The 11833-nt window shown below is 57.4% G+C and carries 10 protein-coding genes; 5 read left to right on the top strand and 5 right to left on the bottom strand.

Translation table 11 applies throughout. The annotated features are described in order from the left end of the window. Positions 1-104: 104 nt before the first annotated feature. The 3 genes from sdaA to pabB form a co-directional block, all read right to left on the bottom strand. A complete protein-coding gene (sdaA, locus tag ACESQ2_RS12160; RefSeq protein WP_014229814.1) occupies positions 105-1469 on the bottom strand; it encodes an L-serine ammonia-lyase in 1365 nt (454 codons plus the stop codon). A 162-nt stretch (positions 1470-1631) separates the two neighbouring features. Continuing rightward, positions 1632-2210, bottom strand: coding sequence for a CoA pyrophosphatase (locus ACESQ2_RS12155; RefSeq protein WP_004852034.1), 579 nt, complete (start codon positions 2208-2210; stop codon positions 1632-1634). 3 nt (positions 2211-2213) lie between these two features. Beyond that, positions 2214-3569, bottom strand: a complete 1356-nt coding sequence (gene pabB, locus ACESQ2_RS12150) for an aminodeoxychorismate synthase component 1 (RefSeq protein WP_046878458.1) — start codon at positions 3567-3569, stop codon at positions 2214-2216. A gap of 90 nt (positions 3570-3659) precedes the next feature. On the opposite strand from pabB, the gene ACESQ2_RS12145 reads away from it, so the two are divergent. Then, complete coding sequence (locus ACESQ2_RS12145; RefSeq protein WP_004103292.1) at positions 3660-3839, top strand: YoaH family protein; 180 nt, start codon at positions 3660-3662, stop codon at positions 3837-3839. Between the two features lie 14 nt (positions 3840-3853). Here the strand turns inward: ACESQ2_RS12145 and ACESQ2_RS12140 are convergent, their stop codons facing one another. Continuing rightward, on the bottom strand, positions 3854-5866 hold the full coding sequence (locus tag ACESQ2_RS12140) for a heparinase II/III family protein (protein WP_373170549.1): 2013 nt from the start codon (positions 5864-5866) through the stop codon (positions 3854-3856). Continuing rightward, on the bottom strand, positions 5866-7104 hold the full coding sequence (locus ACESQ2_RS12135; RefSeq protein ID WP_373170548.1) for an alginate lyase family protein: 1239 nt from the start codon (positions 7102-7104) through the stop codon (positions 5866-5868). The genes ACESQ2_RS12140 and ACESQ2_RS12135 overlap by 1 nt, the downstream gene beginning before the upstream one ends. 525 nt (positions 7105-7629) lie before the next feature. Between ACESQ2_RS12135 and ACESQ2_RS12130 the strand changes: the two genes are divergently transcribed. From ACESQ2_RS12130 to ACESQ2_RS12115, 4 genes are read left to right on the top strand one after another with little or no spacing between them, the layout of a single operon-like run. Then, positions 7630-8919: a sugar ABC transporter substrate-binding protein gene (locus ACESQ2_RS12130; RefSeq protein WP_025106146.1), complete on the top strand. Its 1290-nt coding sequence runs from the start codon at positions 7630-7632 to the stop codon at positions 8917-8919. Positions 8920-8930: 11 nt separating this feature from the next. Beyond that, positions 8931-9872, top strand: coding sequence for a carbohydrate ABC transporter permease (locus tag ACESQ2_RS12125; RefSeq protein WP_025106147.1), 942 nt, complete (start codon positions 8931-8933; stop codon positions 9870-9872). Positions 9873-9881: 9 nt separating this feature from the next. Then, the gene (locus ACESQ2_RS12120; RefSeq protein WP_009651976.1) at positions 9882-10721 is read left to right on the top strand and encodes a carbohydrate ABC transporter permease; all 840 of its coding nucleotides are present in this window, start codon (positions 9882-9884) and stop codon (positions 10719-10721) included. Positions 10722-10731: 10 nt separating this feature from the next. Then, positions 10732-11826 (top strand): ABC transporter ATP-binding protein, encoded by a 1095-nt coding sequence (locus tag ACESQ2_RS12115; RefSeq protein WP_014229809.1) that lies wholly within the window; start codon positions 10732-10734, stop codon positions 11824-11826. Positions 11827-11833 lie beyond the last annotated feature (7 nt).

Here is an 11833-nt window from a genome sequence, read left to right as displayed (position 1 = left end):
TAATGAGAGTAACAGCCGTTATAGAGCAAGTGTAGTGGGCGCAGATAATAATATAGCGTGGAAAAAGAAGAATGCGCCCGGGGGCGCATTCTGTAGGACACGGATTAGTCGCACTGAACTTTAATTGCCAGGCCGCCGCGCGACGTTTCCCGGTATTTGGCGTTCATGTCTTTACCGGTCTCGTACATGGTCTCAATGACTTTATCGAGCGAGACGCGCGGCTCGCTGGTGCGGCGCATGGCCATCCGGCTGGCGTTGATCGCTTTGACGGAGGCAATGGCGTTACGTTCGATGCACGGCACCTGTACCTGGCCGGCCACCGGGTCGCAGGTGAGGCCAAGGTTGTGCTCCATGCCGATTTCCGCCGCCACGCAGACCTGCTCGGGGCTGGCGCCAAGGATTTCCGCCAGGCCCGCAGCGGCCATCGAGCAGGCCACGCCCACTTCGCCCTGACAGCCCACCTCCGCGCCGGAAATGGACGCGTTCATTTTATACAGCGTGCCGATAGCCCCTGACGCCAGGAAGTAACGAATATAGATATCCGGGCTGACGGACTCGATAAAGTGGTCGTAGTAAGCCAGCACCGCCGGTACGATGCCGCAGGCGCCGTTCGTCGGTGCCGTCACCACGCGGCCACCGGCGGCGTTTTCTTCGTTGACCGCCAGCGCGAACATGTTGACCCAGTCCACCACGTTCATCGGATCGTGGGAGAGTTTATCGCTGGCAACCAGCATCCGCCGCAGCGCCGAGGCGCGACGAGGCACGCGCAGCGGGCCGGGCAGAACGCCTTCGGTATTCATTCCGCGATCGATACAGGCGCGCATGGTCTGCCAGATATTGGCAAAATAGTCTTCAATCTCTTTTTTGCTGTGCAGCGCCAGCTCATTCTGCATCACCATGCCGGAGAGCGACATGCCGGTCTCTTTGCAGTAGCCCAGCATTTCCTGAGCGGATTTAAACGGATAGGGTACGGCGAGTTCGCTGGCGCTCTCTTTGCCGAAATGCTCTTCATCGACGATAAAACCGCCGCCGATGGAGTAATAGGTTTTGCTGTAGATTTCTTTCTCGCCAGCCCAGGCATGAATGGTCATGCCGTTTTCATGCAGCGGCAGGTTGTCGCTGCGAAAACGCATGCCGTCATTCTGCGGGAAATCGACTTCATGCTGCCCCTGGGCCAGCAGCAGGCGACCGCGCGTTTCAACGTCGCGGATAAATGCCGGTATCGCGTCAATATCGACCGTATCGGGCTGATTGCCCGCCAGTCCCATAATAATGGCGATATCCGTATGGTGGCCTTTGCCGGTTAATGACAGTGAGCCGTAGACGTCAACCGCCACGCGCGTCACTTCATTAAGCAATCCCTTTTCGACCAGGTCATCGACGAACTGTTTACCGGCCTTCATCGGCCCTACAGTATGGGAAGATGAGGGGCCGATCCCCACCTTGAACATGTCGAATATACTAATCACGCTAACACTCCTGACAGGGTTGTCGCGGGTGCGACAACGATGTAATCACTGCGCATAGTGTAAGAGGGAACCGGGTCATCAGCTTATCTATTCACATGAATTAAACTAATGCATAACCCCGGATTTACTAATGCTGAGAACGCCGTCTCAGTTTGAGTATAGCTAAGGACGGGCGCCTATCTGTAGCGCCAGCTCGCGAATAATGCCGGCGGTCATTCCCCAGACAAAATAATGCTGGTACCAGGAGAGCCAGACGCGATGCGAATTGCCGCGGCGATGGATATCCAGCGGATGGTAGCGCCCCAGGCGCAGCGCTTCGGCCAGCGGCATTTCGAAGACCGCGGCTACTTCATCCTGGCTGGCGTGATAGTGCAAATTGGGTGGGATAATCCCTACCACCGGAGTAACCTGAAAGCCGGTTACGCTATCGACCGGCGGCAGAACGCCAATCACCTCAACCGACTCCGGCGGGATCGCCACTTCTTCCTGCGCTTCACGCAGCGCGGCGGCGATTAGCGTTGCATCGCTGTTATCTACCGCGCCGCCTGGGAAGGCCACCTGACCCGCATGCTTGCGCATCAGCGGCGAACGCTGGGTCAGCAGCAGCCCCGGCTGCGGGCGGCGAACTATCGGTACCAGCACAGCGGCCTGGCGCTGGTTGAGCGCGTGGCGCGTGGGCTGCGGACGCAGAAGCTGAAAACGTGAGAGGAAATCGTCAAGTTCGAGGGCGCTGTCCGCCATGTTCTAGCTCTCCAGTTGATGCAGGATACGATTAACTTTATCAAAAGTTTCCTGATATTCCGCTGCCTCTTCGCTATCGGCCACAATTCCGCCGCCGGCGGAGCAGTAGAGGTGTCCCTGCCAGGCCGTCAGCGTACGGATAGTGATACTGGTATCCATGTTGCCGCAGAAGCTGAGATAGCCGATGCTGCCGCACCACGCGTTGCGCCGCTGCGGTTCCAGTTCATCGATGATCTCCATCGCTCTGACCTTCGGCGCGCCGGTGATTGAGCCGCCGGGAAAGGCCGCGCGCAGCAGGTCGGCGGCGTGCAGATGAGCGGGCAGCCTGGCGGTGACGGTGCTCACCAGATGATGCACGGCGGGGAAGGGCTCCACCACAAACAGCTCAGGAACGCGAACGCTACCGGGTACCGCAACCCGGCCAATATCGTTACGCATTAAATCGACGATCATCAGATTTTCGGCGCGGTCTTTTGGCGAGTTCGCCAGCTTTTGCGCCTGCAGCGCGTCCTGCTCAGGGTCGGCCAGCCTGGGTAATGTCCCCTTGATGGGGCGGGTCTGAATTTCGCCTTGCCGGAGCTGAATAAAACGCTCGGGCGACAGGCTTAATACGGCCCCTTCATCCAGGCGAATAAAGGCGCTGAACGGCGCGCGATTGGCGCGGTTAAGCTGACGAAAGGCCTGCCACTCATCCCCGCGATAGCTCGCCGTAAACCGCTGCGCCAGGTTGACCTGATAGCAGTCGCCGCTGTGCAGATAAGCCTGAATCTGGCGGAACTTCTCGCCATACTCCTCGCGGCTCATATTAGCGCGCCACGCTGAGGTCAGGGTAAAGGTTGCAGCGACAGGCGCTGTCTGTGCTTCCAGCCACGCCAGGCGCGCCTGCGGATCGTCATAGCTGAATAACGACACCTCCCGGCGATGATGATCGACGATTAACGCCCAGTCATAAATACCTACCGCCATATCCGGCAGTTCGATATCCGCGTCGGCCCGCGCCGGCAGATGTTCAAAACGACGACCCAAATCGTAGCCGAACAGTCCCAGCGCGCCGCCGAGAAACGGCAGATGCGGATGAGGCTGCGGCTGCAGGTTACAGTGCGCCAGCTGCTGATGCACCAGCGTAAGCGGATCGGCGGCGGAGGTTGAGACGGTTTCCCCTTCGCGTAGGGTGGTTAGTTGACCGTGAGTCACCAGCGTGGCGCGCGGCTGGGCGACAATGATGTCAAAACGGTTATGCGCATGTTCGGCAAAACCGGAATGCAGCAGCATCGCCCAGGGCTGGGAACTCAACGGGCTAAAATAGTATTCAGCGGCATCCGGACGCCAGGGCAGGGAAATCATTGCGGGGGACAACATCGTCTTCTTCAATCCTGATCGTTACCGTCCGCTGGTATACGCGCGGACGGCGTGAAATAATTACGCCCCACAATGTAGCAGGAGTCAGTCATGTTTGCAGGTTTACCTTCGCTGAGCCACGAGCAGCAGCAAAAAGCAGTGGAACGAATTCAGGAGCTGATGTCGCAGGGCATGAGCAGCGGCCAGGCGATTGCTTTAGTGGCGGATGAACTGCGCGCCTCGCATACCGGGGATCGGATTGTGGCGCGCTTTGAGGATGAAGACGAGTAAATCCCCCGTTGCGATCAGATGCCGCTTTCCGGGAGCGGAAGGATCGCATCAGGTCGTTTCCCGGGATCGTCGTACAGCGTCACGTGCGTTACGCGATCGCCGCGCCAGAAGGTAATGTGCGTACCGGCTGGCGTATGATGCACATTCACCTCCGTCAGCGGCGCGCGGTTAGCGAAATCCCACAGGCAGACGAAACGCGCCTGCGGCAGGTGATTGCGCATCACCAGATAGCTGAGATCGCGAATCGCCGGGTTATCGGGCGCCAGCCCTTGCCAGAGTTCACCATCGCCGGAAAGCCAGAGCGCAACGGTGTCTTTGTCGCGCGCAAAGTGGCGCGGCTGGCAGCCGTTCAGCGGGGTCATGGTGGCATTGGCCATATGCCGCAGCGGTCCGCTGAGCGAAAAAGGCTGCGGCGTACCGCTCTGGTCCAGCGCCCGCGCCGCCAGGTGCAGTGTCCAGTCAAGCTGCTGGCGATGCGGATTTTCCACGGTAGAGAGATCGATCAGTACCTCTTCAAGCCACAGCAGGCGACGGCGAAAGCGCACGCCTCGCCAGGCCGCCGCGTCCCACTCGACGCGGCTATGGCTGTTGAGCTCCGGCGGCGGCTTTCCCCAGTCAACCTCGCTATCCAGCCACAGAGAGTCGCTATCCATATGCCAGCCTAGCACCTGCGGATTGGCCGGAGGCTGGTTGGTCTGATTGACCGAAAGCGTATTGTGGGTGGCGCTGTTTTTATAATAGTCATAGTGCATTTTCGCACCATAGCCGGTGGTGCCCATATCCGTGAGCAGCCAGCCGTCGCGATGCCAGAGCATCAGCCCCAGCCTGTCGTAATGGTCGTGCTCGCCGCCCCAGGGGCTGTGCTTAATCAGCAGCGCCTGCTGCGGTCGCCGCCATAACGTCAGGCCGGCGCCGGGCGCAAACAGCGACTGCTGCGGGATCAGCGGCAGGGGCGTTTCCGGCAGGGGGTGTTCGCGCCACAGTAAGGTTTCACGCTCGTCGGGCGTCGTTTCGGTAAACTGCAGCACCGCGGCGTACTGCGGGTCACGCCAGATAAACCAGGCGAACTCGTAAAGATCCTGATGATTGAGCTTCTCCTGCCCGGCGAGGCAGTCATTAAGCCGCGGGAAGGTGCCGTCCGGCAGCAGCAGCGACAGCGGGAACGTCAGCATCGCCTGATACCACGGGCCGTCCAGCAGGCTCCAGCGGGTGCCGCGCGCCAGCTTCTCAAAGGCCAGAAACCCCTGCAGCGCGTAGTAGTGATAGTGAATGGAGCCTTCAAACCATAGCCCCTCCGCCAGCAGGCCATTTTCCAGCTGCCAGCGCAGGCCGTACGGCTGGTTCACGGCAAACTCCAGCAGCGTCTCATCTTCGAGGATGAAACCCAGTACGCCAAGCGCCGCGCTGATTTTAACCTCATGGTTATGGATCTGCGGGCTACGATGGTCGCGCAAAAACGCTGCAGCGCAGCGCAGCAGGTTTTCACTGATGTGCCGCTGCTCGCCGGGCGCCAGGCTGTCGCGAATGAAGTCATAACCCAGCGCCATTTCCAGAATGCAGTTGGCTTCGCACAGCGTCTGGGCGTTCATCTTGCCCGGTCCGTTGTTGGGAATATCGCCGTGGATTTCATAGCCGGGATAGACATCCGCGTAGCCCATCAGCAGCGTGCGAACTTTATCGCGATACGCCGTTTCGCCGGTCAGCCGCCATAACAGGCCAAGCTGCTGACAGGCGCTGGCGTTACGGCCATTCATCTCGCGCCACCATGCGCCATCCCACGGTTCACCGCTAAATATTTCCCCATCGACCGGGCAGGCATGCTGGTGGGGCGTATCCGCCCGCCACGCCAGGCGCACGCCGTGGCGCGGACAAAAGTAGTAGAGATTCCAACTGGCGATCCCTGACTGCGGAATGCGAACCGCTGCATCTAATACCGGCTGAGCATCCTTCACCAGCCGTTCAAGCAGTCCGCTATTCGCGGCTGCACGTCCGACAATGTCGGGCCAGAGCCCGGAGAATTGTTTCATTAGCGGTTATCCCTGACCTCTGACGATGCGGAAAGCGGGGCGATGAGCGTAGTGATATCGTCGGGGTATTTCGCCCGCAGCCACTGCGCTTTGTCACGGAACAGCGGATCTTCCGGCCAGGCGTGCGCGGCGGTGGCGATATTGCGCAGCGCTTTCTTGTCATCCATTTTATCCAGGTCCTTCCAGGGCCACGGCGTATCGCTGTTAATAAACCCGGCGATGTACTGATAGCCTTTGCGCAGGCTATGGTCGTCGAGGGTGAAGTTCCAGATATCGACGCCCGCCTTCTCGCCGAGCCTTCCCAGGCGGTTGTAGGCTTCAAGGTTAAAATTGCTGTAGTGCCACGGGCGCGTGCGCTCCAGTTCGGCCACCTGGCGGCCTTCAATATCAAATTGTCCCGCAATACGCCGCAGCTGGGTGATGTACAGGCGCTTTTTCGCCTCGTCGATTTTCCCGCTGAACAGGGCGAAGGCGGCGGCCTGCATATCGAAATAGCTGCCGTGATTGTTATGCCAGTTCTCTTCTTCAAAGCCGTTCTGGCTGGTGGTCATCCAGTGATAATAGTCACCAAACCACTGCTTCAATGCGCTAACGTCGTTTTCGCTCAGCGCATCGGAGGATTGCAGCAGGGCGATGGCGTCAACGACGTCAACCAGCGCGCGGCTATCAATAATGCCGATACCGCGTCCGGTATTGATGCCGGGAATGGCCTGGGCATGCTGCAGGTTGGGGGTCATGCGCGTTTTGGGATCGAGGAACCAGGTCTTTAACTGCGCCGCCGCCTTTTGCGCGTAGCGATCGTCGTGAGAGAAGTACCACGCCAGCGCCAGCGTTGACACGTCGTTACTCATCTTCACCAGCCGGTTCTTATCGGTGGCGTCGCTATTGGCGTCAGGGTTGGTTTGCCCATCTTTGCGAATATAAGGAAGCCCGTCTTTGGTATCGGGATTCGGCCACCAGTAAGGCGGAAAGCTGTAGTAGTCGTGCTTATTGCCGCTGGCGGCGACCAGCGTTTTGTCCATCACCGAGAACAGCGGATGATTGAGCGCCAGATCGGCTTTTTTTAGCAGCGCCGCTTGCGCCTGAACAAATAGCGGATCTTTCGCGGCGATCTGCTGCCGGCTAAAGGCTAAATCCTTTCCGTCTAGCGTGTACGGCTCGGCGGCATACGAGGCGGCGCTCAGGCCGGAACAAAACAGCGCAATGCCTAACAAACCTCGGCGAGGTATTGAGTTCATCGTGATAACCCTTCTGCAAATATGAGAAAAGATAACAACAGAATTATACCTGACGCGTATTTAAAGAACGCGTGAAACAGGCGGTGTAATTAAAAACAATATATTTAAATATTCGATGGCGAGCAGTGTAAAAGACAAAGTGATTTTTTTTGTGATGTCCTTCAAGTTTAACGTTTTGGATAAATAATGACGCTTTTAATGCAGTGTACATCACGTTTTTTGCCGTTTTTCTCTATTTTTTGAATCTTTTAACAAAATTAGTAAAATTATAATCAATTGATTTATATGATTATTTATTTTTTGTCACTTTTTTTGTCACTTCTCTGTGTGATCTGTCTCAACTTTCTTGTTTTTGAAACGCAATTTCTTTTTTATACGGTTGTATTGGGAAATACATTTCTATCTAATGAATGGAAATAATTCTTGCGCCAGCTGTATTAACGCCTGAGCGATATTCAAATTCTTTTTCGTGTATTAATTGAGAATTTAATTACCTTTGTGCCCTACAATAAAGGATATGCCATCATGTCTGCCTGTAAATTACGTTCACTGTTACTTCTCACCGCACTCGGGCTAGGCGTTAGTCAAAGTTACGCCGCCACCACTCTCAACGTCTGGATCCGCGCCAGCAATGACTCGAAGAATATCTACAAACAGGAGGCGGAAAAATTTGAAGAAAAAACCGGTATCAAAATCGCGTATTTCAACGCCACCACCGACTTTGAACAGCGGCTGGCGCGCGCCACGGCGGGCAACGCCTTACCCGATTTGATTTTTAACGATGCGGCGTCGCTAGGGCAGTTCATCCAGCTGGGTATTGCCGAAGAAATTGATCCGCAGGCGATCGCGGGCGGCGACCAGCTATTCCAGACGGCATGGAAGAGTACCCGCTATATCGACGGTAAGTACTACGGCGTGCCGACCTCGGCGCAAACTTTCGCGCTCTTCGTGCGTAAAGACTGGCGTGAAAAACTGGGGCTGCCGCAGCCTAAGAGCTGGGATGATATCCAGACGCTGGCGAAAGCCTTCACCACTCAGGATCCCGATGGTAACGGCAAAAATGATACCTACGGCTTTATCGTTCCCGCTTCCACGACGCGCGGCTACGCCAGCTGGTTTATGAGCAGCTTTATCTGGCAGGCGGGTGGTGATTTCGTTAAAGAAGAGAACGGAAAATTCAGCGCTTCGCTCAATACGCCGGAAGTGGCTCAGGCGATGACCTTTATGCGCACCATGATGTGCGACAAAGTCACCCAGCCGGGCGCGATTAACGCCACCACCGCCGACGTTATTCCCTCCTTCCGCTCCGGGCAAAGCGGCATGTTCTTCAGCGGGCCGTACCATATCGCGCTGTTCGATAAAGACCCCGGTAAAGATAACTTCGAAGTGATCCCGGTGGCGGGGCCGAAAGGCGAAGCCACCCTCGCCGAGGGCACCACGGTCTTTATGATGAAGAGCAGCATACAGAAAGAGGCGGCGCGAAAATTTATCGAATTTATGATCTCTGCGGAAGGCCAGGAGATCGGCATGGGTAAAGGCAGCCAGCATATTCCGGTAGTGCGTCTGCCGGTGAATAAGAACGTCGACGTCAAAGCCGTGTATCAGGACGCGCGCTGGGAAACTTTCGCCAGACTTTACAATGAACAGGGACGCTACGTGCCGCAAATTCCCAACTGGACGCCGGTGCGCCAGGTGGTTGCCGACGGTTTTAACCGGATTTTTGCCGACTGCGGCAGCGATATTCCCGGCGAGCTGAAGACGCTCGACGGCAAGGTGAACGCTGAGCTAAAAAAACAAAATGTGCTGGCTAACTGAGGACATAGGTTATGACGCTGCATGAGACGAAGTCCTCGCCGATAAAGCAGGCCGCTTCGCCTGACTCGACCGGATGGCTGAGCGCAAAGCGTAAGCGGGCGCTGATCCCGTGGCTGTTTTTAGCGCCTGCGCTGATTATTTTTAGCTGGTTTAAGTTTATCCCGATGATTCAGGGTCTGGTGATGAGCTTTTACAAAGTTAACTTTAATCAGCCCAACGAGTGGGTGGGGCTCGATAACTTCACCCGCGCTTTTGCCGACGCAGAGCTGCACGCGGCGGTGGTGAATACCCTGCTTTACGTGGTGGTAACGATGTTCGCCGCGGCTATCCTGGCGTTTTTCCTCGCCATGCTGCTGGAAGGCCCGGCGCGCCATCTGCGCTTTATTCGAACCGCCATCTTTTTACCGGCGGTTACCAGCGCGGCGATCGTCGCCGAAATGTGGCGAATTTTGTTTAACCCGACGCCCAACGGCGTGGTTAATCACATCCTCAGCTGGTTTGGCGTCGCCGATCAGGGCTTTCTTGCCAGCTCCGATCAGGCGCTGGGCGTCATCATGCTGCTGCATATCTGGAAAGCGGTGCCCTACAACATGGTGATCTTTATTGCCGGCCTGGCGGGAATCAGCCGCGATTTATACGATGCGGCGAACGTCGACGGCGCCAGCTGGTGGAACCGCCTGCGCTACGTCACGCTGCCCGGCATGATCCCGGCGCTCTCGGTGGTACTGATGCTCTCCTTCATTCGCGGTTTCCGCGTGTTTGCCGAGGTGTACGCCACCACCGGAGGGGGGCCTTCTAACGCCACGGAAATGGTCATGACCCACATCTACAAGCTGGGCTTTGAGCAGTTTGACTATGGCTACGCTTCGGCGGTGTCGTTCCTGCTGTTCACCTTCACGGTTATCTTAACTCTCTGTCATCTGACGCTGAAAAAACGTATCGCCCGTTACTAAGGAGCCGCGATGTTAAGCAAACGTTGGGATACAGCAGGGCGCTGGTGCATCTACGCGCTGCTGCTGATTGTCTTTGTCGGGCCGTTCTGGGGCATCGTCGCCACGGCATTCAGCGGCGCGCCGGTGAAGCCGGGCGAGCTGCTGGCCTGGCCGCATCAGTTCTCGTTGGAAAACTTCATCTTCGCGTGGATGGATATCGGCGTCTGGCAGTATCTGCTGAACTCCATTCTGGTGGTGTTCTTCGGCACTGTTCTGCAGGTGTCGGTCAGCGCGCTGGCGGCGTACGCCCTGGCGCGGAAGAAGTTTCGCGGCGTAGCGCTGGTGAGCCTGGTGATTTTGTCCACCATGATGCTGCCGGAAGAGGTCATCGCCATTCCGCTGTACATGATTATCAACTGGCGGCTGCCGCTGATCGACGCCTCGCTCTACAACAGCTATCTCGGAATGATTTTACCGGTCGTCGGCTGGGCGTTCTCCATCTTTGTCCTGACCGAATTTATGTCAGCGATACCGAAAGAGCTGGAGGAGGCGGCGCGGATTGACGGCGCCAACGAATGGCAGATTTTCTTCCACGTCATTCTGCCGCTGGTAAAACCGGCGCTCGGCACGGTGGTGACCTTCGGCTTTATTATGATTTGGGACCAGTACCTGCTGCCGCTGATTGTGGTCAACCAGGACAGCCTGAATACCATTCCGGTGATCCTCGGCACGCTGCGTACCGATGAGAGCATCACGCCGAACATTTTTATCGCCATTACGCTGCTGGCGATGCTGCCCAGCATCATCGTCTATCTGGGTCTGCAAAAACATTTCAATCGCGGGATTATGTCCGGCGCGGTCAAAGGATAAGGGGTTAACGATGGGATCGGTTGTATTAAATAGCGTGCGCAAATCATACGGGGATGCCCACGTCATTAAAGATGTGTCGCTGACGATTCCGGACGGCGAGTTCTGCGTTCTCGTCGGGCCCAGCGGCTGCGGCAAATCCACGCTGCTGCGCATGATTGCCGGGCTGGAGGAGATCTCCGGCGGCGAAGTGCATATCAACGAGCGTAACGTCACCGAGGTGGAGCCGAAGCTGCGCGACATTGCGATGGTGTTCCAGAGCTATGCGCTCTACCCCCAGATGACGGTGCGTGAAAATATGGGCTTTGCCCTGAAGATGGCTAAGCTGCCGAAAGCGGAAATCAGCCAGAAGGTGAATGAAGCGGCGGCGCTACTGGGGCTGGAGCCGCTGCTGGAGCGCCTGCCCAAAGATCTCTCCGGCGGCCAGCGCCAGCGCGTGGCGATGGGGCGGGCGATCGTGCGTAAGCCGCAGGTGTTCTTGTTCGATGAACCGCTCTCCAACCTTGACGCCAAGCTGCGAACCCAGGTACGCGGTGAGATCCGCGAACTGCATCGTCGGCTGAAAACCACCTCGGTGTACGTCACCCACGATCAGATTGAAGCCATGACCATGGGGCAGATGATTGTGGTGCTGCGCGACGGGCGAATAGAGCAGGCGGGGACCCCGCTGGAACTGTACGACCGGCCGGCGAATCTGTTTGTCGCCGGGTTTATCGGCTCGCCGGAGATTAACCAGCTGCCGGGCGTCGTGGTCTTGAACGGTAGCGCCACCAGCCTGCGTCTGAAAGATGGCTCCCTGCTGGCTTTGCCCGCCGGTTTACGGGTCACCGATGGCCAGCAGGTGGTGTACGCCATTCGCCCCGAACAGGTCAACGTGGTTCATGAAGCGCGGGACGATGCGCTGGCGGCGAAGGTGACGGCGGTGGAGAACACCGGCTCGGATATGCAGCTCTTCTGCGATACCGGCGGCGGGGCGTTTACATCGGTGTTCAAACAGCGTCTGGCCGTAAAAGAGGGCGATAAGATCTGGCTGCAGCCTAAGCTCGCCGGCGTGCACCTGTTCGATGCGCAAAGCGGCCAGCGCATAGCCTGCCGGGAGGGAAATTAAGGTGGCG

The organism is Klebsiella sp. Q11 (assembly GCF_964241505.1).
Classification (GTDB): domain Bacteria; phylum Pseudomonadota; class Gammaproteobacteria; order Enterobacterales; family Enterobacteriaceae; genus Klebsiella; species Klebsiella michiganensis.
This window is presented reverse-complemented; position numbering and strand designations above follow the sequence as displayed.